Annotated in this window: 14 protein-coding genes and 1 tRNA gene; 9 read left to right on the top strand and 6 right to left on the bottom strand. The window is 69.9% G+C overall.

The genetic code is table 11. From position 1 onward, the window contains the following. Nucleotides 1-54: 54 nt before the first annotated feature. Nucleotides 55-6,504 carry a DNRLRE domain-containing protein gene (locus tag HS048_RS29715; protein ID WP_196469316.1) on the bottom strand — a complete coding sequence of 2,150 codons (6,450 nt, stop codon included), beginning with the start codon at nucleotides 6,502-6,504 and terminating at the stop codon, nucleotides 55-57. Between HS048_RS29715 and HS048_RS29710 the strand changes: the two genes are divergently transcribed. Then, complete coding sequence (locus HS048_RS29710) at nucleotides 6,497-7,528, top strand: ISAs1 family transposase (RefSeq protein WP_196469315.1); 1,032 nt, start codon at nucleotides 6,497-6,499, stop codon at nucleotides 7,526-7,528. The two genes, HS048_RS29715 and HS048_RS29710, sit on opposite strands and share 8 nt — an antisense overlap. 1,185 nt (nucleotides 7,529-8,713) lie before the next feature. Here the strand turns inward: HS048_RS29710 and HS048_RS29705 are convergent. Then, a tRNA-Arg gene (locus tag HS048_RS29705) sits at nucleotides 8,714-8,787 on the bottom strand. 252 nt (nucleotides 8,788-9,039) lie between these two features. On the opposite strand from HS048_RS29705, the gene HS048_RS29700 reads away from it, so the two are divergent. The 7 genes from HS048_RS29700 to HS048_RS29670 all read left to right on the top strand — a co-directional run bounded on the left by HS048_RS29700 (nucleotide 9,040) and on the right by HS048_RS29670 (nucleotide 15,908). Next, on the top strand, nucleotides 9,040-9,837 hold the full coding sequence (locus HS048_RS29700; protein WP_196469314.1) for a phosphotransferase: 798 nt from the start codon (nucleotides 9,040-9,042) through the stop codon (nucleotides 9,835-9,837). A gap of 64 nt (nucleotides 9,838-9,901) precedes the next feature. Next, nucleotides 9,902-10,801, top strand: coding sequence for a cobalamin biosynthesis protein (locus HS048_RS29695; RefSeq protein ID WP_230882342.1), 900 nt, complete (start codon nucleotides 9,902-9,904; stop codon nucleotides 10,799-10,801). A 202-nt stretch (nucleotides 10,802-11,003) separates the two neighbouring features. Next, on the top strand, nucleotides 11,004-12,536 hold the full coding sequence (locus tag HS048_RS29690) for a cobyric acid synthase (RefSeq protein WP_196469312.1): 1,533 nt from the start codon (nucleotides 11,004-11,006) through the stop codon (nucleotides 12,534-12,536). Next, entirely contained in the window at nucleotides 12,536-12,742 is a 207-nt protein-coding gene (locus HS048_RS29685; RefSeq protein ID WP_196469311.1) for an SHOCT domain-containing protein, read from the top strand. Before HS048_RS29690 ends, HS048_RS29685 begins: the two co-directional genes overlap by 1 nt. 151 nt (nucleotides 12,743-12,893) lie before the next feature. Next, nucleotides 12,894-13,814, top strand: coding sequence for an ABC transporter ATP-binding protein (locus tag HS048_RS29680; RefSeq protein ID WP_191897362.1), 921 nt, complete (start codon nucleotides 12,894-12,896; stop codon nucleotides 13,812-13,814). Then, nucleotides 13,783-14,583 carry an ABC transporter permease subunit gene (locus tag HS048_RS29675; RefSeq protein WP_196469310.1) on the top strand — a complete coding sequence of 267 codons (801 nt, stop codon included), beginning with the start codon at nucleotides 13,783-13,785 and terminating at the stop codon, nucleotides 14,581-14,583. The genes HS048_RS29680 and HS048_RS29675 overlap by 32 nt, the downstream gene beginning before the upstream one ends. Then, entirely contained in the window at nucleotides 14,583-15,908 is a 1,326-nt protein-coding gene (locus HS048_RS29670; RefSeq protein WP_196469309.1) for a CdaR family transcriptional regulator, read from the top strand. Before HS048_RS29675 ends, HS048_RS29670 begins: the two co-directional genes overlap by 1 nt. Here the strand turns inward: HS048_RS29670 and HS048_RS29665 are convergent. Both HS048_RS29665 and HS048_RS29660 read right to left on the bottom strand, forming a co-directional pair. Continuing rightward, a complete protein-coding gene (locus HS048_RS29665; RefSeq protein ID WP_196469308.1) occupies nucleotides 15,829-16,863 on the bottom strand; it encodes a hypothetical protein in 1,035 nt (344 codons plus the stop codon). The genes HS048_RS29670 and HS048_RS29665 overlap by 80 nt on opposite strands. A gap of 205 nt (nucleotides 16,864-17,068) precedes the next feature. Continuing rightward, nucleotides 17,069-18,307, bottom strand: a complete 1,239-nt coding sequence (locus HS048_RS29660; RefSeq protein ID WP_307832693.1) for an MFS transporter — start codon at nucleotides 18,305-18,307, stop codon at nucleotides 17,069-17,071. A 67-nt stretch (nucleotides 18,308-18,374) separates the two neighbouring features. Here HS048_RS29660 and HS048_RS29655 point away from each other — a divergent pair, with 67 nt between their 5' ends. After that, the gene (locus tag HS048_RS29655; protein ID WP_196469307.1) at nucleotides 18,375-19,001 is read left to right on the top strand and encodes a helix-turn-helix domain-containing protein; all 627 of its coding nucleotides are present in this window, start codon (nucleotides 18,375-18,377) and stop codon (nucleotides 18,999-19,001) included. 98 nt (nucleotides 19,002-19,099) lie between these two features. Here the strand turns inward: HS048_RS29655 and HS048_RS29650 are convergent, their stop codons facing one another. Both HS048_RS29650 and HS048_RS37665 read right to left on the bottom strand, forming a co-directional pair. After that, nucleotides 19,100-20,059 (bottom strand): quinone oxidoreductase, encoded by a 960-nt coding sequence (locus tag HS048_RS29650; protein ID WP_068903586.1) that lies wholly within the window; start codon nucleotides 20,057-20,059, stop codon nucleotides 19,100-19,102. Between the two features lie 72 nt (nucleotides 20,060-20,131). Continuing rightward, nucleotides 20,132-22,045, bottom strand: a complete 1,914-nt coding sequence (locus tag HS048_RS37665) for a serine/threonine-protein kinase (RefSeq protein ID WP_307832692.1) — start codon at nucleotides 22,043-22,045, stop codon at nucleotides 20,132-20,134. Nucleotides 22,046-22,136 lie beyond the last annotated feature (91 nt).

Below are 22,136 nucleotides of genomic sequence, written 5' to 3'. Positions count from 1 at the left end.
GTGCGATCGGTACGTACCGATCGCACCACGCTCACATCCTAGTTCAGAAATAACCTACCCGTCTACCGTACAGCCGTCCATATGAAACACCTCTTCCGGTGTTGGGTCTGTTGCCACATAGCCAGGTGCGCCGCTTCTAGCGTAGTATGTCCCCTTTTTGATTGTGTCGACCCAGAACATATCGCCCTCCAGGAGCCGAACACGGTTATACCAATGGCCGAGCCTGCTACCCGCCAAGCAGTTGTCGTCTTTTTCGATCACGGCGACAGAGAAATTATATTGCGTTGTACTGGCCCCCTCGAGCGTCGAGGCGAACGGATATTCGTCGCAACTGTCGGGATCATGATAATTCCGAATAAAATTAAGACAGGTATTGATTGCCTTTTTTCTATTCAAATTGGGGATTGTGCCGCTAACCTTGGCGCTTTTCCTGGTCACATGCAGACAGCCGCCATATTCACATCCTGGCGCCCACCACTGGAATCCGCCGGGTATATTCTTCGGCACACCATTTCCGGCCTTGGGTATGGTCGACTGAGGATCGTGAAGTGCTTGGGCTATATGCGAAGCCGTCTTGGTGACGAGTGGATCGTTCTCGTCGAGGACGAAAATAGGGCGGATATGCCAAACGATACATCCGCCCGTGTATGCCCTGATGACTGGCGATGTGTCACAGCGGAATAGAGCTGGATATTTTCCGGGATGGAGATGATAGTGACGGGCCTCAAGATCGGCGTACCGATAATTGACCCATGGCTTGACCTTGCAGTATCTGGTCTTGTCCCCTGTACCAACATTCGGCGAATCGATCGTCATCTCGAAGTCCTTTTTGGGACTCGACGACGACTCACCGATCCACTGCCTGAGTGTAGCGGTCCGGCCGCTCGGATAATTGGTTTCGCAATCTCCGCTGACCCCTAGGCCAACCGTTATCGCGTTGTCAAGGTAGTCGTTGTCCACCGCATCCCAACCATCAACGCGGATCCAGGCCTTCATCTGCCTGCTACCGATGCCCGGCGCAGCGTCTCGGGCCGGCAGAGCATTACCAGCAGCCTTCTTTCCCACACCTACATAGGTGTGCATGACAACGGTCAACTTGGCAGTGTACATAAATATATCATCGAAGTCTCCGTCGTCGCTATTGTCTTTTACCTCTCCAATACGCATCACCCAGCACATGTTGAATGCGTTTTTGTATAGCGCCGCCGGCCGGTTGGGACGCTTCTTTATCTCCTCCTGGCACTCTTCGTGTGAAAGACGCCTATAAGGGAACGGGGCGCTCGGGGCGCTCGCATTAGCGGCCGCCCTTAGTTCAGCAAAAGGCGATGCAGAAGTTTCTTGGTGGGTTGACATGGATATCGGCGGTGAAGGTGTGGCAGCTGCGTGGGAAGCAGATACCTCATTAGCAGTCAGCGCTTGCTGATATATGGAGACCTCGTCGAGATCGCCCTTCATCCTGCTGCCCAGGGCCATGGCGGTGTCCGCGTTCCACACCGTAAAGCTGATCGGCACGGTCTTGATGAGGGTTCCGTTGAGGTACAGCGTGGCGGTTTTGGCCGTGGCGTCATACACGCCCGCCAGGTGGAACCACTCATCGACCGGGGGCTCGACCCCGGACAGCACGCCTTCGGCCGTCGCATTGGCGGCGTCGGCGCTGGTGAAGGTGAACACCAGTCCGTGGTCAGGGGTGTTGCCGAGCCGGAAGGGCGCCTGGTGGGTGCCTCTCTGCTCAAGGACGGTGTAGTCGCCGTCCCTGTCGCTCCAGCGCAGCCAGGCGGCGGCGGTGAAGCTCTGGTCGGTGCGGATCACCGGTCCGGCGGTCTGAGCCAGGGGCTCCTCACCGGGCTGGGTGACGTCGACGGTGACCTGCTGCCAGTCCGACCAGGCCGAGGCGGCCTCGCCGGTAACCACGCGCAGGCGCCAGCGCACCTTCCACCCGTCGGTCAGCTTCCCCTCCGGGACGGCGATGCTCGCCTGGGTGCCGGAGGCGACGTCGTCCACGGCACCGGCCCAGATCTGGCCGCTGCCCTGACCGTCGGACACGGCCGGGTCGTGCTCGAGTTCGGCTTCAGCGCGCAGCGCCTGGCCGGTCGGGTGGGTGACGGTGGCTTTCAGCGTGGGGGTGAGCGTGGTGCTCACCGTCGCGCCGTCCACCACCTTCGACGGGGTGATGGTCAGGCCGGTGGCGGTGGGCTTGGGCAGGCTGACGGTGAAGGACTGCCAGTCCGACCAGGCCGAGGCGGCGGTGGCCGAGACCGTGCGGGCCCGCCAGCGCACCTTCCACCCATCGGCCAGCGTGTCCGCCGGGACGGCGATGCTCGCCTGGGTGCCGGAGGCGACGTTGTCGACGGCGCCGGTCCAGATCTGGCCGCTGCCCTGACCGGTGGGGGCGGCGGGGTCGTGTTCGACTTCGACCTCGGCGCGCAGCGCACCGCCGGCCGGGTCGCTCACCTGGGCCAGCAGGCTGGGGGTGAGGGCAGGGGTGACGGTGGTGTCGTTCACCTGCTCCGACGGACTGACCTGCAATGCGCCCACCGCCGGCTTGGAGACCGGATCGGGCATGTCCACGCTCAGGGATTGCCAGTCCGACCACGGCGAGCCGACGGTGGTGGCCGGGTTCACCGCCCGGACCCGCCAGCGCACCTTCCACCCCTCGGTCAGCTTCCCGTCGGCGACGGTGATGCTGGCCTGGGTGCCGGAGGCGACGTTGTCGACGGCGCCGGTCCAGATCTGGCCGCTGCCCTGACCGGTGGGCGCGGCGGGGTCGTGCTCGACCTCGAACTCCGCCCGCAGCGGCTGGGCGACCGGGTCGGTGACCGTCGTGTGCAGGGCCGGGGTGAGGCTTGTGGTCACGGTGACACCGTCCACCAGCTGCGCGGGCGTGACCTGGAAGGCGCTCACCGCCGGGTTGGGCACGTCCACCGTGGTCGGCTGCCAGTCCGACCACGCCGAGGTGCTCGACGCGGCCGAGTTGGCCGCGCGGGCCCGCCAGCGCACCTTCCAGCCGTCGGCCAGTTTCCCGGCCGGGACGGTCACCGCAGCCTGGCCGCCGGATGCCGCCGCAGTCGAGGTACCGGTCCAGATCTGCCCGGTGCCCTGGCTAGTGGCGGTCGGGTCATGTTCGATCTCGAACTCACCCGTCAGGTTACCGCCGATGGCGTCGGTGACGGTGGCGGCCAGCTGCGGGGTGAGTGAGGTGGCCACCGTGGTGCCGCCGGTGCTCTGGGTCGGGGTAATCGTCAGGTTGGTGACGGCCGGGACCGAGGCCGGGCCGGTGCTCGTGACGGTCAGCTTCGGCGGGTTGCCGAAATCGGTGTCCTCGGAGGAGGTAAGCATTCGGTAGTTGTTGACGTTGGTCTCAGTCGGGGACTGCAGTACCATGCCGTGGTTGACCGCACCGGCTGCCCAGTCCTGGGCAATCCCGGTGACCGGCCACTCCAGCATGGCCGGCCCACCCGCGCAGGACTCACCGAAGCCCGCCTTGTTGATCTGAGCGTCCTCGGTGGTGGAGGTGGGCTTATTGGCCCAGTCCAGGTTGTTCTCATCCCAGGCGCTGGTCAGGCGGCGGGCCTGGATGCCCGCCCCGACCGCAGTGCCGCAGCCGGAGGACTGCATGTTCAGCAGCGATAGCTTGGCGTCGGTGACGGTCGTTCCGGCGAGGGAGGCGGTGTCGAAGCGCAGGTGTACCCGGTGCTTGACGTTGCCGGTCTCGGTGCCGACCATCATGATCGGAGCCGTCGGGTCCGCTGGGTTCCCTGCGGTGTTGAAGATAGTGTTGACGTCCACGTCGTTGTTGAACGGCAGCGTGGTGGTCGGGTCCACCCGCACCGGATACTTCGTGGCCGGATCCGACAGGAACGCGTGGTCGGGCTTGAGCACCAGCTCGGTGCGACCGTTCTTGCTGACCACATCGGTGGTGATCTTCTTGTGCCGGGCCTGAGGCAGACGCCCCTTGGCCAAGCGCTCCTTGACGCCGGCATCCCACATGACCGGCTGCGGTGCGGACGCGACCAGCTTCTTGCCCTTGCCGCGGGTCAGCAGCAGCCGCCCGCCCTTGCCCTCGGACAGGGTCAGACCCTCGGTCTGCACACCGAGACGGATCTCCAGCGGCTTGGCGGGCCGCTCCCGCAGCACCACATCATGCCGGAACCCGGTGGGCAGCACGGTAACGACCAGATCCACGCCCTTACCTGCGGCGTCGGTGAACGTGGCGGCGTTCTTGCTGACGGTCGGCTTGGGCAACGCGGTCGGCCAGCTCAGTGTGTAGGACTGCCCGTCCGCGGCGGTCATGGACACGAACGCGTCCGTACCGCCGTTGGTGACCGCTACGGCGACGTCCGAGGCCATCGCCTTGGGCTTGAGCACACCGTTCTGCTCGACCAGGGTTGTGTCGATCGGTACCCATCCGTCGCCCTGCCGGGTCCGCACCGGACCCGCGGTGATCTCGGTGGTGAACGTCTTTCCGTCCGGCTGCGCGTAGGTGATGCTGGTTGCGGTGGTTTGGTCGGCCACCTCAACCGGCTTGCCCTGACGAACCGCCTCACGAGCAGCAACGACCTGTACCTGCGTCGGCGTATTCGAAACCGCGCTTCCGCTCTTCCCGGGGATCCACGCCGCCGTGTCGTTGAGCTTCGCCTCGTGTCCGTGACCAGAAGAGTCCGAGGCGATGCGTCCCCCACCTTCCTCAAATGCCCACTTACCAACTGCTTGCGGTGTGGGAGTAGGTGTGGGTGACGGGTTGGGTTCGACGGGCATCACATCGAAGGATTCCAGCCATTCCTCCCGCGTCATATCATCAGGAACATTGAAACCTACCGAAGAGTCCTCCAATGCGTATTCTGTGGAACTTTCGCGCACCGCGCGCGCCTCTTCTTCAGAAACCTCCGGAAATGAGGGAATGGAGTCCGAATGGTATGTGTTTTCCTTTATTTCTGCCAGGGTTGGATTATCATAGTAAGGTATAAGATATGCGTGAGAACGCACAATGGCCGGCTCGAAGTCGACGGTGAGGATGGGCGGATGGAGTTGCCCCTGGCAGGCGTGCAGTGGCTCGCTCATGCAGCCGCCAGCGTCCTCGGAGGTGTAGCGCCGCCAGTTGCGCACCTCGGACTCGTTGCCTGCGGTGAGCTGGATGCCGTAGTTGGGCTCACCATCGATCCACGCCTGAACGAGCTCGTCGAGCGAGTGGATCAGGTCCCAGGCGTAGTTGCATTCTTCGCTGTAGGCGCCGTACTCGGTGTCGGCGTCCACACTGGTAACAGACGGCTGGCTGTTCCAGGTCAGCGTCGTCTCATCCCAGGAGGATGTAATCCGCCGCGCGGTGATGCCGGAGCCGCCGCCCGCCCCGCAGTCATTGGACTGGTAGTTCCACAGGACCAGGTCGGCATTCTCTACCTTGCTGCCCGCGAATTCGGCGGGGATGTCGGGGAACTGGAGGTAGCCGCGCCAGCGCTTGGGGATGTTGGCGTAGGACTTGCCGACCACGATCTCGGGGTCGTAGAAGTTGTCCCAGCTGTCCTGAAGGTCGGAATCGTTGATGTAGGTGTCCATGGGGTTGCCAACGCGCCACCGTTGGCCGGTGTGGCCCTCGTACCAGTCAGAGGCCGCGGCGGTCATCGTCACCGGGTACGTCGTTGCCGGATCGGCCAGGAACGCGGCGTCCGGCGTGAACACCAGGGTCTTGCCGTCTTCTGCGAGTGTGACGGCTGCCTTGCCGACCTTGCCCGCATCGAGCGGGGCGCCTGGGTCAGCGGCCTTGGCGTCCTGCAGCAGGGTCGGCCGTACCTCGGTCAGTGTCTTGCCGTCCTCGCCCACGATGGCGGGCCGGCCTGCGGCGTTCTTTGCGAAGGACATGCCCTTGGGCAGATCGACCGGGACACGGAAGGAGACCGGACCGGTGGGCCGTTCGGCGATGGTGATCTGCTGCTGGAATCCGGTGCGGGTCGCAGTCACCACCAGGTCACGGCCCTTGCCATAGGCGGACCGATAGGTGGCGGTATTGCCCTTCAGTTTGGGCTCGGGCAACACCGACGGTGTGGTGATCTTCGCTGTGGCGTCGGCCGCCTGGCTCTTGAGGAGGGTCTTGTCCCGGCCGGCGGACAGGACGAGGTTTCCCTTCGCGGCCTTGGGCTTGATGACGCCGTCCGCCTCGACGAGGGTGGTGTCGATCGGTGTGAAGCCCTTGCCGTCAGCCTTCTTGACGCGTACGGGCTCGGTGGACAGCTCAACCCGCAGCGTCATGCCGTCCGGGTTGGCGTAGGTAGTTGAGGTTTCCGTCCGGTAGGACTCGATCTCGATGCGCTTGTTCTGCTTCTTGGCCTCTGCCTTGAGGGAAGCCAGCGGATCGGCCGCAGGGGCGGGCGCCGTGGAAGCAGAGGGGGTGGGATCGGGTTCGGCGGCAGCTGGTAAGGCCGCCAGCAGTGATGTCGATAGCCCGAGGACGGCTATCAGGGAGGTGTGGCGGCTGCGTGCGAGCGCGCCGAGCCTCGGGGGATGGATGTTCACTCTGACCTTTCTTGATCGTTTCGGTCAAACCGGACGATCATTGCATAAGGTCCACATAAAAGTAAAGATCAACATAAATCGGAAAGATGAGTTTCCGGATAAATCAAGAGGGTGTGGCTTGGATCCGTCAACAGGGCTAAAGGAGTTCTCACATTGTGAGACCGAGGGCGATGAGATCCGTTCCAAGCGCGACCCTGCGCCGGGCGTTCGCCCGGCTCGACGCCGATGCGCTGGACGCGGCGGTCGCCGCCTGGCTGAACCGGCCCGACCGCACACCCGCCGCACCGCAGGCGGTGAGGCGGTACACCTGCTGTCGGCCGTCGACCAGGCCGACGGCCTCGTTCTGGCCCAGACCGGCGTGGACGGCAAGACCAACGAGATCACCCGGTTCCGGCCGCTGCTGGAGCACCTGGATCTGGCCGGTTGCGTGGTCACCGCTGATGCGCTGCACACCCAGCGCGATCACGCCGACTTCCTGGTCGGGGAGAAGAACGCCCACTACATCGTGATCGTGAAGCAGAACCAGCCGAGCCTGTACGCGCAGGTCAAAGCACTGCTGTGGCGCAAGGTGCCCGTCGCCGACCGGCGGCGCGGCCGGGGCCATGGCCGTGAAGAGCGGCGCACGCTCAAGGCGGTCGCGGTCAAGGCCGGTCTGGGCTTTCCGCACGCCGTCCAGGCCCTGCAGATCAAACGCCAGGTCAGGAGCCTGTGCGGGGGCCGGTGGCGGACCGTCACCGTCTACGCCGTCACCAGCGTGCCGGTCCGGCAGGCCACTCCTGCCGAGCTGGCCGGCTGGGTCCGTGGCCACTGGAGCATCGGGAACCGGCTGCACTGGGTCCGCGATGCGACCTTCGGTGAAAATCACTGCCAGGTTCGTACCGCCAACGCGCCCCGGGTGATGGCCGGGCTGCGCAATCTCGTTATCGGCGTGCTCCGCCGGTCCGGATCCGGCAACCTCGCCAAGACGATCCGCTACCTCGGCCGGGACGCCGCCCGGGTCCTGCCGATCCTCGGGTTCACATGATCACAAGATGCTCAGCCGACTTTGCCGGGGCCCTGGATTCAGAGCGGGTTCGGCCTTCTCTGCGGGTCCTTGCGAGTATTCCGTCCCCTCCTGACAGGTATGCAGCGGGCGCAGGACGGTTGCTCCTTCATCGCACCGGTGCTCGGTGGACCGAGTTGAGGAATGAATCACCGGCCCGTCGATCGGTCCTGACACCGCATGGTGGCTGGCCGCAGCCTGGCGATCGTGAAGGCGGTAGGTCAACGAACCGGATCTGGCGATCGGCTTTCCGGCATGCGATCATCTGCGCCATGACATCGATCAGAAAGGGCCATGCCTCGTAGACGCCCTTCCGAGGTTCGCCCGCGCAGGTTACGGTGCGGAACCCACAGACCTTCGATCCATCAGGTTCCCGGCCTCACCTACCGGCCCATGGCCACGGTGATCGCCCTGGAGCACACGCTCCTGGAGCCGGGGGAGGTGGCCGCGGCACTACGGGCCTGGACGCGGGAAGTCATCCCCGGTGCCGCTGACCGGCTCCTGTCCGTCTGTGTGTGCCCAGGATGCCAGGAAGACGATCCGTGCGGAGAGCTCGAACGGATCATCACTGTGCTGCCCGGCTGGGCCAGGCCGTACCTCTACAGTCTGATGCTTCCATCGACAGGAATTTCCTCGCCAAGACGTCGCCGGATCCCCTGGCCTCGCCTGACTGGCCGTGGTGGCGGCAACGGCGACGCCCGACCTTCGAGGATGGCGCCGGCTGACGGAGCGGTGATGCGGCCCTGGCGCGGAGACTGAGGCCGGGTACGGCGGTGGCGACACCCGGCGGGCGGTCCGTGCGGCTCTGGCCGCGACCGGTCTCCAGGCCGCATGCGCGGCCGGGACTCGCGACGCTGGGCCGTGCAACGGCGCGCTGCATCACCACCTTGAACTCTATAGACGGCGATTTCGGTGGAACTGGGATAGAGGCCGGTTCTTGTCACCGAGTGGTCGTAGAAGATCCGGAACACTTGCGGAAGGTGTGAGGAGAGCTCATCGTGGCCACAGCGACGTCATGACCGGTGAGAGCGGCGCTGCGGGCCCGTTTTGATCATGGTGTGTGCACGGTCCGTGCACGCGAGCACGCCACGAGCGCGCAGGGACCGGAACTTCATTCCAGAAGAGGCCTGTCCTCCGAGTTTTCGCAGGTCAGGCCATGATAATAAGCGCGCCCTGCAGGATTCGAACCTGCGACCGTCGGATTAGAAGTCCGGTGCTCTATCCAGCTGAGCTAAGGGCGCTCCTGCCTAATTGTGCATGATCCGGCGAGTGCCCATGCATCGGTTTTCCCACCGTGTCAGGAAGATCACTCCGCGAGGATGCCGGGATGCCCTCCCGACAGGGGAGCGGAGCCGGAGAAGTGCGAGGTCGAAGGGGGTGGAGGGAGGCGAGCCGGTGACGGTCCGGCTGTCGGGCGGGCTTTCAACGAAACGGTTACCGGTCCGGCCGGAACAGGCCCGACCACCGGACGGGCCGGTCTAGGCTCAATTGCCATGTTCGTCGCCACGTCCCACGAGGAGATCCCTCTGCTGGGCGGCGATGTGACGGAGGGCGTGGTGCGCGTCGGGGAGACCGTGCGCAGGCCCACCCGGCCGTCCACGCCGTCCGTGCACGCGCTGCTGCGGCACCTGGAGTCCGAGGGTTTCGACGGCGCGCCCCGGGTGGTGGGCCTCGACGAGCGAGGGCGGGAGGTCCTCACCTATCTCGACGGCGAGTCCGGAGTCCGGCCGCTGCCGGAGTACGCGGTCACCGATGAGGCCCTGGTGGCCCTGGCCGGCCTGCTGCGGCGCTTCCACGATGCCGCCGAGACCTTCCGGCCGCCCCGCGACGCGATCTGGGAGGACGGGTCCAACGACGACCGGGCCCCCGAACTGGTCGGCCACTGCGACGTCAACCTCGACAACGTGCTCTTCCGGGACGGCCTGCCGTACGCGTTCATCGACTTCGACCTGGCCCGGCCCACCACCCGGTTGTTCGACGTCGTGACCACACTGCGCCACTGGGCGCCCCTGGCCGACCCCGTCGACCTGGACCCCGCCCAGCGGGAGCTGGCGGTCGGACCGCGCCTGCGCCTGTTCTGCGACGCGTACGGCCTGCCGGCCCGCGACCGCAGGCGCCTCCTCGACCTCGCCCGCCTCCGCTTCAGCCGCTCCTACGTCATCATGCGCACCAGGGCCGCCGCAGGCGGCGGCTGGGCCCGGATGTGGGCCGAGGGCGCGGGGGCGCGCATCCGCAGGGCCGGGGCATGGCTCGACACGCACCAGGATGAGCTTCATGCCCATCTCGTCTAGGAAGACCACATCCGCCTCCGGGAAGAGCGCACTCGTGGGATCCGCGAGAGCCCACGCTCTCGGGATGCTCGCCGGGGTCGTGCTCGACGCGCTCTTCGCCGATCCGCGCCGCGGGCACCCGGTCGCGCTGTTCGGCACGGCCGCCGCGGCGCTGGAGAAGAGGACGTACGGCGACGCCCGGGCCGCCGGCGTCGTCCACGTCGCCGTCTGCGTCGGCTCCGTGGCACTGCTCGGCGTGGCCGCGTCCCGGGTGCGCGACCCGCTGGCACGGGGGGTCGCGAGCGCCGCGGCCACCTGGTCGGTGCTGGGCGGGACCACGCTGGGGCGCGAGGGCGCGGCCATGGCGTCCTTCCTGGAGGCCGGTGACCTCGCCGGGGCGCGGGGAAGGCTGTCGCACCTGTGCGGGCGCGACCCCTCCCGCCTGGAGCCGCCCGAGCTGGCCCGGGCCACGGTCGAGTCGATCGCCGAGAACACCTCCGACGCCGTGGTCGCGCCGCTGCTGTGGGGGGCGGTGGCGGGGGTCCCCGGACTGCTCGTCTACCGCGCGGTCAACACCCTGGACGCCATGGTCGGCCATCGCAACGCCCGCTACGAGCGCTTCGGCTGGGCCGCCGCCCGGCTCGACGACGTGGCCAACGCCGTACCGGCCCGGATCACCGGGTTGCTCGCGGCTCTCGGCGCCCCCCTGGTGAGCGGTTCGGCCGGCCGGGCGCTGGCCGTGCTCCGCCGGGACGGCCACCGCCACCCGAGCCCGAACTCGGGCCGGTGCGAGGCGGCGTTCGCCGGTGCGCTCGACGTCACGCTCGGCGGCGTGAACGTCTACGGGAACCGCGTGGAGTACCGGCCGGAGATGGGGGACGGGCCGAAACCGTCGGTCCCGGACATCCGCCGCTCGGTACGGCTGGCGCGCGCGGTAGGGTTCGCCGCTGCGGGACTCGCCGTCCTCGCCGCGCTGCGCGGCTGACCGCGCACGCGCCGGACGACCGCCGAAGGGCCGCCGGACGGCCGGCGGTCATCCGGCGCGTGGGGGAAGCGCGGCCGGAGCGCTTCCCGCGCCGGACGGGGTACGGCAGGTCGCGGCGCCGGCGGGCCCGTCCCGCCGGGTGGGTACGGCGGAGCCGGCGCCGACGGACGGCGACCGGCGGAGAGAGAAGGCGGGCACGGGGATGAGAGGCGCGCTGCTGGTCGCCGGGACGACCTCCGACGCGGGCAAGAGCGTGGTCACCGCCGGGATCTGCCGGTGGCTGGCGCGGCAGGGGGTGAAGGTCGCGCCGTACAAGGCGCAGAACATGTCGCTCAACTCCTTCGTCACCGCCGACGGCGCGGAGATCGGCCGGGCGCAGGCGATGCAGGCCGCCGCGTGCGGCCTGGAGCCGAGCGCCGACATGAACCCGATCCTGCTCAAGCCGGGCAGCGACCGGCGCAGCCAGGTCGTGGTCATGGGCCGGCCGCTCGCCGACGTCGACGCGATGGAGTACTGGCAGGTCAAGGACCATCTCCGGGAGACGGCCGTCGAGGCGCTGCGGCGGCTGCGGGAGCGCTACGACGTGGTGGTCTGCGAGGGGGCGGGCAGCCCGGCGGAGATCAACCTGCGCCGGGGCGACATCGCCAACATGGGCCTGGCCCGCGCGGCGGACCTGCCGGTCATCGTGGTCGGCGACATCGACCGGGGCGGGGTCTTCGCCTCGCTCTACGGCACGGTGGGGCTGCTGGAACCCGCCGACCAGGCGTTGATAGCCGGATTCGTGATCAACAAGTTCCGGGGCGCGCGCGAGCTCCTCGAACCGGGGCTGGACATGCTCAGGAACCTGACGGGGCGTGAGGTGTACGGCGTGCTGCCGTGGCTGGACGGCCTCTGGCTCGACGTCGAGGACTCCCTGGCCCTGGACGACCGGCCCGCCGCCGCGGCGCGCACGCCGTACGGCCGGCAGACGCTGCGGGTCGCGGTGGTCCGGCTGCCGCGCATCTCCAACTTCACCGACGTCGACGCGCTGGCCTGCGAGCCGGGCGTGGTCGTGCGCTTCGTGACCTCCCCGGCGGAGCTGGACGACGCCGACCTGGTGGTCCTGCCCGGTTCCCGCGCCACGGTCTCCGACCTGGCCTGGCTGCGGGCCACGGGCCTGGCGGAGGCGCTGCGCGGCCGGACCGTGCTGGGCATCTGCGGCGGCTACCAGATGCTCGCCCGGACCATCCGCGACGACGTCGAGTCGGGGGCCGGACGGGTCGAGGGGCTCGGGCTGCTGCCCGCCGCGGTCGAGTTCGCCGCGGACAAGACCCTGGGCCGCCCGGTCGGGAGCGCCTACGGCCACCGGGTGGCCGCCTACGAGATCCACCACGGGACGGTGACCCCCGACGACGGAGCGGAGCCGTTCCTGGACGGCTGCCGGGCCGGGACGGTCTGGGGGACCACCTGGCACGGGGCGCTGGAGAACGACGACTTCCGCCGGGCGTTCCTGCGCGAGGTGGCCGCCGTCTCCGGCCGGGACTTCACCCCCGCACCGGGGACCTGCTTCGCCGCGCTGCGCGAGGAGCGCCTGGACGCCCTCGGAGATCTCGTCGAGCGGCATGTGGACACCGGGGCCCTGCTCCGTCTGCTGGAGGGCGGTGCCCCCGAGGGCCTGCCGGTGCTCCCTCCCGGCGGGGCCCTCCACGAAGCGCCGGATTTCTCGCAGAATGGAGGCATGGACGGTGAACGGTGATGGCCCGGTTCGCGGTGGCGCTCCTCGTCGTCGCCGTGATCGCCGCGGTGGTGCTCGGCCTCGCCCTCGTGGCGCGCGCCTCCAGGACGCGCCGCGGACCGGCCCCCGACGACCCCCGGGAGATCCTCAGGCGGCGCTACGCGGCCGGTGAGATCGACGAGGACGAATACCTCCGCCGCATGTCCGGCCTCTCCCAGGACTGGTAGCCGTTCCCCGGTGCCTTCCGGTGCCGCGCGGGAAACCGGAGCGGAACCGTCCGGGGCGCCGGTGCCTTCCGGAACCGGGCAACGAACGCGGGCCCAAGTGTCAGGAACAGGTCATGGTCCGGTGGATCGGGCGCAGGGCACGATCTGAGGCATGACAGCGGTAGTGGAGACCGAGGGACTGACCAAGTTCTACGGCAGGCGCCGGGGACTGGAGGATCTCGACCTGGAGATCCGGCCCGGAGAGGTGTTCGGGTACCTCGGCCCGAACGGCGCGGGCAAGACGACCACCATCCGGCTCCTCCTCGACGTCATCCGGCCCACCCGCGGCCGGATGAGCGTGCTGGGGACGGACCCGCGCGACCCGCGCGTGCGGGGCCGGATCGGGTACCTCCCCGGAGAGCTCGCGCTGGAGGGACGGGAGCGGGCGAGCGAGTACCTAGCCTTCCTGGCCGGGGTGCGCGGCGGCGTGTCCCGGGACCGGATCACGGCGCTGGCCGAACGGCTGGAGGCCGACCTCTCGGTGCCCATGGGCAGACTCTCCAAGGGCAACAAGCAGAAGGTCGGGCTGATCCAGGCGTTCATGCACGAACCGGAGTTCCTGATCCTGGACGAGCCGACCGGCGGCCTGGATCCGCTGGTCCAGCAGGAGTTCCTCGCCATGGTCCGAGAGGTGCGCGCGGCCGGCCGGACCGTGCTGATGTCCTCGCACGTGCTCGCCGAGGTGGAGGACGTCGCCGACCGGGTCGGCATCGTGCGGCAGGGGAGGCTGGTCGCCGTCGAGGACGTCGCCGCCCTGCGGGAGAAGGCGGTGCGCCGGGTGGAGTTCCACTTCGACGCCCCGGTGCCCCGCGAGGAGTTCGAGGGCCTGCCCGGGGTGCGGGACCTGAGGGTCGAGGGCGCGAACCTGAGCTGCACCATCGACGGCCGCCCCGACGCGCTGATCAAGGCGGCGGCCCGGTTCACCGTGGTGCACCTGGTCAGCGCCGAACCCGATCTGGAAGAGATCTTCCTGACCTACTACAGCGAAGAGGAGGCGCACCATGCCCGCGCTGGTGTCCAAGAGCCTGCGTGACCACCGCAGGTCGCTGGTCCGCTGGACGATCGGCATCGGCGCGTTCTTCGCGCTGTACCTGTCGTTCTACCCCAACATCTCCCAGAACCAGGAGCTATATGGCGATATGGCCCTGAAGAAGCTCCCCGAGGCGATGCGCGACCTGATGGGCGGGCTGACGGGCTTCACCACCGGGACCGGCTATCTGCACGGCGTGGTCTACCAGCTGTTCGGGCCGATGCTGTTCGTCGTGTGCGCGGCGGTCCTGGGAAACCAGGCGATCGCCCGCCCCGAGGAGTCCGGCACGCTGGAGCTGACCGTCACGCTCCCGATCGACCGCAGGCGGCTGGTCTTCGAGCGGTTCGCCGCGCTCGCCCTCGGGCTACTCGGCGTCGCGGCGGCGACGTTCCTGCTCGCCTGGGGCCTGTCGGTCGCCACCGACATGGGCGTCGCCTTCGACAGGATCCTGGCCGCGCACACCGGGGTCTTCCTGCTCGGCCTGCTCTTCGGCGCGCTGTCCCTGGCGGTCGGCGCCGCCGCCGGCCGCAGGGGCCCGGCGATGGCGGTCGTCGGCGTGGTCGCGGTCGGCGGCTACATCGTGGAGACCATGGGCAAGAACGTGGACGCGGTCTCCTGGCTCCGGTGGGTCTCGCCGTTCCACTACTACCTGGACGGAAAGCCGCTCTACCAGGGCTTCCCCGGCGGGGACTATCTCGTGCTGGCGGGTGCCGCCGCCGTGCTGCTGGTCGTCGCGATCCTCGCCTTCGACCGGCGCGACATAGGGGTGTGATGGACGGGGCCGCCCGGGTGCCCGCCGACCTGCTCGGCGGGCACCCTCGGATGCTGAGCGAGGCCGCCGCCACCGGACGGCTGCCCGGCAGGGAGGCGCTCGACGGCTACCGGGCGGCGGGCGCACGGGCCGCCGAGCTGGGCCTGCCGCTGCGGGAGCTGGTCGACGCGGCCCTGAGCATGGCCGAGCCGGTCGTCTCCGGGTCGTCCGATCCGGGATCATCCGCGCCCGGAGCCTCCGGTCTCCGGGGGTCCGGTTCCGACCCGGCCGCTTCCGGACCTGCCTGGCCGGGGCCGTCCGGGGAGGGGCAGGCGGAAGGGGCCGCTCCGGCGGTGCTCTCCGCGCTGAGGCGGGCGGTCTCGGCACTGATGGAGGGCTATGAGAACGCCCAGCGCCTGGCGATCCGCCAGGAGGAGGCCGCGCGCCGGGAGTTCGTCGACGACCTGCTGCACGGGCGGGCCGACCGGCTCGCCGAACGCGCCGAGCACTTCGGCCTCCGGCTGGCGGAGTCCTACGTGGTGGCGGTCGCCCGCCCGGCCGGGTCCGTGCGGGCGGGCGGAGGGCCCGCTCCCATCGGGTCCGGCGGAACAGGCACCGGGTCCGGCGGAACAGGCACCGGGTCCGGCGGAACAGGGACCGAGCCCGGTGGGAAGGCGGTCGCGCCCGATGCCGCGGGGAACCCGGGACTGCGGGACGGCGATCCGGTGGCGAGGCGGATCGAGGAGGCGCTGGTCGCCCGGTTCGGGTCGCACAACGTGCTGGTGGCGGTCCGGGACGGGCTGCTGGTGTGTGTCGCGCCGGGCAGTCTCTCCGCCGCGACCGGGGAGTTCACCCACCACGTGCGGCAGGCCTTCGAGCCCGGCTGGTGCGTCGGCGTGGGCCGGGCGCACCGGGGGCCCGGCGGGGTGGTCGCCTCCTACCGGGAGGCGGGCAACGCGATCGAGCTGGGGGACCGGCTCGGGCTGCGGGCGCCCGTCCTCAAGGCGGCCGACCTGCTGGTCTTCCCGGTGCTGCTGCGGGACCGGGAGGCCATCGACGACCTGGTGACGACCGTGCTCAGCCCGTTGCTGGAGGCCCGGGGCGGGCCCGAGCCGCTGCTCGACACGTTGGAGGCGGTCTTCGCCGTCCAGGGCAACCAGGCCGCGGCCGCGCGGCGGCTCGGGGTCAGCACCCGGGCCGTGACCTACCGGCTGGAGCGGATCCGCCGTCTCACCGGCTTCTCGCCCGACGACCCCACCCAGCGTTTCACCCTGGAGACCGCGGTGCTGGGCGCCCGCCTCCTCGACTGGCCCGCCCAACCTCTCGGACCGGCGGCGCGGGCCTGAGGTCCGAAGATGGTTCCGGAACCGGGTCCGGAACCGGCGGATGAGGTCTTTCATCGGGCACTAGTCGTTCGTCGAGTCCTTCTCGGAAGGACGGAGCGTCGGCGTACTCGGCGGAGGGGTCGAGGGCGAGCGGGTCACCGGTCCGGGCATCGGCGCAGAAGGCCGCACGCGTCTCCGCACCACTCAGGGACCGGAGTTCACCGTCCCGGATGGACCAGCCGCGGACGATCTCGATGGGGAGGCCGGTGGCGGGGTCGGTCCTCCGGGTGCGGAATCGCATGATCAGGCTGCCGCGAGCCCTCACCGCGCGGGCGAGGACGAGCATCTGGGCGAGCACCAGCGGAGCTTCTCCACGCAGCAGCGTCTTGCTCGGGCGCACCTCGACCTCGGCCGAGACCTCCAACGGATCGCCCCGGCCGGCCTCCACCAGGCAGGTCAGGACGTGCAGGCCCGGCCCTTCGCGGCTCAGCAGCCACAGGAGCACACCGGCCGTGTGCTCCTGTGCCGCCTTGACCCGCCCGGTCGGAACGAGGGCGAGGCGTCCTTCGATCCTGGAGGACAGCCTGCGGAGTCTCTCCCGGCGGGCGAGCACGGCGATGAAATCCTCTATGGGCTCGCCCCGGTAGGGGAGAGGGTCGCCCTCCTCGCACACCAGCGCGGCGTACCGGGCCCGGCTAACGGCGCCGCCGGCGTCCAGTCCTGCGTCCTGGCAGAAATCGAGGTACTCCCCGAGGTCGAACGCCTCCGCCACCACTTCACCGGACGCGCGCATGGAACGCATGTCGCGCTCGCAGGCGGCGAGATAGGCGGCGTAGTCCCGGTGCGTGAGGGAACCGTCTTCGCGGAGCGCGGCGAGATCGCGCTCGTCGGTCAGCAGCGCGACTCCTAGTACGGGCCGCCCGCCCGGCGACCTGCCGGTCCGGTGCCGTGACGACCGCCTATGCCTGTTTCCCATCTCCGCCCCTTCCGCCCGGACGGCAAAAGTAGCCATGCCAGCAGAGACGGTTCTGGTGCACGGTGTTCCCTGGGGACGACCCCACCGCATACGGCTACCTGTGGATAACCGTTCTGTCCCGGTGAAATAATGATCGTTTCTCGGGAAGTGCGTATGACGGGCGCGGACGGAAGACACATACTTCCCGAAAAGCGACCTTGGTTCTTCAGGCGGGCGCGGGCTGGACGGTGGTATCCGCTGCGGACTCGGCTTCGGCGACCGAGCGGGTCGTGACACTCCGACAGGTGAGGGTGACGGCCAGGACGCACAGCACCGAGGCCGCGGCGAACACCGTCGGCAGCCCGGCCGCCGTGGCGAGGGCACCGCCCGCGGCCGCGCCCAGCGGTGTGGACCCCATGCCGATCAGGCGGATGGCCGAATTGACCCGGCCGAGCAGGTGACCGGGGATGAGCCGCTGTCGCAGCGACACCCGCAGGACGTTGGCGGTGGCGCTGGCGGCGCCCAGCAGTACGGCGGTGAGGCCGATGGCGGCGGGGGTGGGGACGAGGGCGGGCACGATCAGCAGGACGCCACCGGCCAGGTCGACGACGACCAGTGTCCTGACCTGTCCGGCCTTCCGCGCGACTCGGTCGGTCAGTAGCGATCCCGCCACGGCCCCGAAGGCGAGCGCCACCATGAGGAGGCCGTACCGGCCGGGAGTGAGCCCCACCCGGGACTCCTCCCCGACGACCCACAGGACGAAGACCGCGAAGTAAGCCGAGTTCGCGAAGTTGAGCACACCCGACAGCAGGGCCAGGTCCCGCAGCACCCGGTGGCTCCACAGGTGGCGCAACCCTTCTGCGATGTCGTGGTGGAGCGGCCGGGTGGAGGGCTCCTCCACCCGGAAACGCCCGCGCATGCCGAGCAGGGCGATCCCCGCCGCCGCGTAGAGCAGGGCGGGTGCCCCGAACGCGGCGGCGGCGCCGAGCCCGGTCAGGAGTCCGGCGGCGGACCCTCCCAGGAAGTTGTTGCCGATGGTCTGCGCGGCGACGAGCTTGCCGTTGGCGTCGCCGAGCCGTTCCCGCGCCACGGTCATCGGCACCACCGACTGCGCCGAGGTGTCGGCGAAGACCTCTCCGGCGCCGAGCAGCAGGGCTCCGGCCAGCAGTGCGGGCAGGGGAAGCGTCCCCAGCCAGGCGGCCGCCGCCAGGGCGGTCAGGACCGTGACCCGGGTCCACGTGGTCAGGGCCAGGATCCGCCGCCGGTCGTGCCGGTCGGCGAGCGCGCCCGCGTGTAGAGACAGCAGCAGCCAGGGGAGGGTGGCCGCCGCGCTGACGAGAGAGACCAGCAGCGGCGAGCGGGTCAGCGTGATCGCCAGCAGGGGCATGGCCACGACGACGATGCCGTCGGCGGTGTTGGACAGACCGGAGGCCGTCAGCAACCAGCGGAAGGGGCGATCGGTCACCGCTGTCTCCGATAACGTGTAAAGGAAAGTATGCAAAATTCTATTTGCAAAGATATGGCTGCACGCAATGGATGACAAGACCCGTGATTCCGATCCCTCGGCGCTCACCGGGCGCGCGGACCGCGAACTCGACGCATCGGCGCTCAAGGGCCTCGCCCACCCGGTACGGCTCCGCCTGCTGGAGCTGCTGGACCGCCACGGCCCCGCCACGGCGACCCAGCTCGCCGCCCGCACCGGGGAGAACAGCGGCTCGACGAGCTATCACCTGCGTCAGCTCGCGCGGCACGGCCTCATCGAGGAGGTGTCCGGCCGCGGGAAGGGCAAGGAGCGCTGGTGGCGCTCCCGCCGGTTCGGGTTCGACGGGGACCGGTTCCGCCGCGACCCCGAGACGGCGCAGGCGGCGGAGCTCCTGCTCGCCGAGCTGCTCCGTAAACGGAACGCCGAGCTCAGCCGCTGGCTGGAGGAGTCGCGGACCACTCCCCGCGAGTGGGTCGAGGCCACCGTCAACCTGCACACCGTCATGCGCATGACCCGGGAGGAACTCGCCGGCCTCGTCCGCGAGATCTCGCGGGTCGTCGACGCGCACCACGAGAAGGTACGGGACCGTGAGGAGAGCGCTCCCGGCACCGCGCGGGTCATCATCAACTTCGACGCGTTCCCGATCGGTCTCGGCGGCCAGGAACCGCCTGAGTGACGCACGGCTGCCGCGCGGGCGAGGCGACGAGGGACGGCGTCGCCGAGCAGTCCTGGAAGCGCCCCGGAGCAACCGGATCCCGCAGCGGGAAGCGGGGCTCAGGGAATGAGCAGGAGCTTGCCGGTGGTGCGGCGGGCCTCCAGGTCCTCGTGGGCCTGCGCGGCCTCGGCCAGGGGATAGCGGCGGGAGACGTGCACCCGGAGCCGGCCGGAGGCCAGCCAGCCGTACAGGTCGGAGGCGCGCCAGGCGAGCTCGTCCTTGGTGGCGATGTAGGCGCCGAGGCTGGGGCGGGTCAGGAAGAGGGACCCCTCCTTGGCCAGCAGCTGCGGGTCGATCGGCGGCACCGGGCCGCTGGCCTGGCCGTACAGGGCCATCATGCCGCGCGGGCGCAGGGCGGCGAGGCTCTCGGCGAAGGTGGTCGCCCCCACGCCGTCGTAGACGACGTGCACGCCGGAACCGGTCAGATCGCGAACCGCGTCGGCGAATCCCTTGTAGCGCAGGACCTCGTCGGCGCCGGCCTGCCGGGCCAGCTCCTCCTTCTCCTCGGTGGAGACCGTGCCGATCACCCGGGCGCCGCGGAGCTTGGCGATCTGCGTGAGCAGCAGGCCCATGCCGCCGGCCGCGGCGTGCACCAGCACGTCGTCGCCGGGCTTGACCTCGTGCACCGAGTGGGTCAGGTAGTGCGCGGTGAGCCCCTGGAGCGTGACGGCCGCCGCGAGCTCGGGGGCCACCCCCTCGGGCACCAGGAGCAGGTGGGAGACCGGCACGACGGCCTTCTCGGCGTAGCTGCCCATGACGCTCGCCCAGGCCACCGTGTCGCCGACGGAGACCCCCTCCACGTCCTCGCCGACCGCCGCGACGGTGCCCGCGCCCTCGTTGCCGGGCACGAAGGGCAGCGAGAGGGGATAGCGGCCCATCCGGTGGTAGACGTCGATGAAGTTCACGCCGCTGGCCGCGACGTCGACCAGCACCTCGCCGGGGTTCAGCGCGGGGTCCGGATAGTCCTCGTAGGAGAGGACCTCGGGGCCGCCGGTGGCGGAGACGACTATGGCGCGCATCGTGCGGGCTCCTTCGCTCAGGTCGGTGTTCCGATCGTCCCCAACCGCGAGCCGATCATTCGTTGTTCCCCCTCAGGGCTTCTTCTCCGGGGCCGCGCCGCGCATCGTGAAGTTGTCGAAGCCCGTCTTCAGGGTGGCGCCGCTGCTCTCCCCGACCCGGACGATCATGCCGAGCTCACCCGGCGGCAGCGGGTCGGGGTCCGTGACGGACTGCACCCGGGTGCCGTCGACCCACATGGTGAGCTGCATCCCCTCCGAGCCGGCCGAGCACTCGGCCTGGAGCCGGACGGGCTTGCCCTTCGTCACCTCCACCGGGGCCGGTTCGGTCAGGTCGCCGCCGGCGCTCTTGACCGCCCTGCGGATGCGGGCCTTGCCCGAGGTGTCGATCAGGAACTCGTAGCGGGTCGCCTCCGTGGCGTCCGCGCCCCGGCAGAACAGCCCGTACTCGCCGGCGCCCGTGCTGCCGTTGCGGACCGTGACGTCGGCCCCGAGGAGCAGCCGGCCGGGGATGGTCGGGGTGGGGCTGGCGGCGGGGTCCGGGGTCGCGGGCGGGGCGGTCGCGAAGGGCACCGGCGCGGTGACGCGCTGGACGGCGTTCTCGCCGTCGGCATCGACGGCGTAGTGCCCCTCGGGGGCGTAGCCGTACTTGCCGCCGTTCGCGGGGTCGTAGGTGCCGCTCCAGTCGCTCTTCTGGGTGAAGTCGTCCTGGTAGAGCAGGGTCAGGTCGGTGGGGGGCCCGCTCGGCGAGAAGACGAGGTAGAGCCCGAAGCCGCCCGCCGCGACGAGGGCCGCGACCGCCGCGCCGGCGATCAGCTTCTTGCGCCGGACGGCCTCGGCCGGAGCACCGCCCGCGCGCCCGCGTCCCCCCTCGCCCCCGGCCGGGAGCCGTGTGTCGTCCTGCGTCCAGGGGCCGCCCGATCCCACCGGTACGGCGTGCGCGCCCGCCCCGGCCGCGGGGGTGGGGTCACCCGGCCCGCCCGGCACGGCGTACGGGCCCGGGGCGGCCGGTGCGGTCGGGGCCGCCGGCCCGCCCGGTACGGCGTGCGTTCCGGAACCGGCGGACCCGCCCGGGACGTGGGGCCCGCCCGGCCCGGACCCCGCCCAGGCGGCGGGTTCGGCCAGGGTGGGCGGGCTCTGCTGCCAGACCGCCTGGACCGAGTGCGCGGTCTGCTCGGGCGCGGCCGAGCGGCCGACCAGGTGGTCGAGGAGCTGCTGGGAGGTGGGCCGCCGTCCCGGGTCCTTGTCCATCGCGCGGGCCACCAGCTCGCGCAGGCCGGTCTCCATGCCCTCCAGCACGGGCTCGGTGTTGAGCACCTGGTACAGCACCGCGTGCAGGGCCTCGCCGCCGAACGGCGCCCGGCCGCTGGCCGCGAACGCGACCAGGCAGCCCCAGGAGAACACGTCGCAGGCGGGGGAGACCGGCTCGCCGCGCAGCACCTCCGGCGCCATGTAGCGGGGCGTGCCGATGATCTCGCCGGTCCCGGTGACGCCGCTGAGCGTGTCGAGGGCCCGGGCGATGCCGAAGTCGATCACCCGGGGGCCGACGGGGGAGAGCAGCACGTTGGACGGTTTCAGGTCGCGGTGCACGACCCCGGCCCCGTGGATCGCGGTCAGCGCGGTGGCCACGCCGACCGCGAGCGCGTCGAGGCTGGAACCCCGGAGCGGGCCGCCCGAGCGCACGGCCTCCTCCAGGTTGGGCCCGGGCACGAACTCGGTGACCACGTAGAGCTGGTCGCCGTCGAGCGCGGCCTCCAGCACCGCGGCCGTGCAGAACCGCCGCACCCGCTGGGCGGCGTCGGCCTCCCGCCGGAAGCGCATCCGGAACTGCTCGTGCTGGCTGTACTCGGAGTTGATCACCTTGAGGGCGACCCGCTGGCCGTCGGAGGCCTGCCCGAGGTAGACGGTTCCCATGCCGCCCCGGCCCAGCCGGCTGAGCACTCGGTATCGCCCGATCTGCAGGGGGTCACCCGGACTGAGGTTGTTCACCGTGATACCTAACCGCAAAAACGCCGTCGTATGGGGAGCTCAGCGTACCGAGATCCCCACGCGGGCATCAGCCTGCGGCGGGAGCGGCCGG

It is taken from the genome of Planomonospora sp. ID91781, from assembly GCF_015711595.1.
Classification (GTDB): domain Bacteria; phylum Actinomycetota; class Actinomycetes; order Streptosporangiales; family Streptosporangiaceae; genus Planomonospora; species Planomonospora parontospora.
Note: the sequence above shows the minus strand (reverse complement) of the source record. Positions and strands in the feature narration are given on the sequence as shown.

What these genes read in the sequence shown, in the direction of transcription:
- HS048_RS29710 (WP_196469315.1), top strand. Translation starts at nt 6,497, where the DNA reads ATGTTCACTCTGACCTTTCTTGATCGTTTCGGTCAAACCGGACGATCA.
- HS048_RS29700 (WP_196469314.1), top strand. Translation starts at nt 9,040, where the DNA reads ATGTTCGTCGCCACGTCCCACGAGGAGATCCCTCTGCTGGGCGGCGAT.
- HS048_RS29695 (WP_230882342.1), top strand. Translation starts at nt 9,902, where the DNA reads ATGCTCGCCGGGGTCGTGCTCGACGCGCTCTTCGCCGATCCGCGCCGC.
- HS048_RS29690 (WP_196469312.1), top strand. Translation starts at nt 11,004, where the DNA reads ATGAGAGGCGCGCTGCTGGTCGCCGGGACGACCTCCGACGCGGGCAAG.
- HS048_RS29685 (WP_196469311.1), top strand. Translation starts at nt 12,536, where the DNA reads ATGGCCCGGTTCGCGGTGGCGCTCCTCGTCGTCGCCGTGATCGCCGCG.
- HS048_RS29680 (WP_191897362.1), top strand. Translation starts at nt 12,894, where the DNA reads ATGACAGCGGTAGTGGAGACCGAGGGACTGACCAAGTTCTACGGCAGG.
- HS048_RS29675 (WP_196469310.1), top strand. Translation starts at nt 13,783, where the DNA reads ATGCCCGCGCTGGTGTCCAAGAGCCTGCGTGACCACCGCAGGTCGCTG.
- HS048_RS29670 (WP_196469309.1), top strand. Translation starts at nt 14,583, where the DNA reads ATGGACGGGGCCGCCCGGGTGCCCGCCGACCTGCTCGGCGGGCACCCT.
- HS048_RS29665 (WP_196469308.1), bottom strand. Translation starts at nt 16,863, where the DNA reads ATGGGAAACAGGCATAGGCGGTCGTCACGGCACCGGACCGGCAGGTCG.
- HS048_RS29655 (WP_196469307.1), top strand. Translation starts at nt 18,375, where the DNA reads ATGGATGACAAGACCCGTGATTCCGATCCCTCGGCGCTCACCGGGCGC.
- HS048_RS29650 (WP_068903586.1), bottom strand. Translation starts at nt 20,059, where the DNA reads ATGCGCGCCATAGTCGTCTCCGCCACCGGCGGCCCCGAGGTCCTCTCC.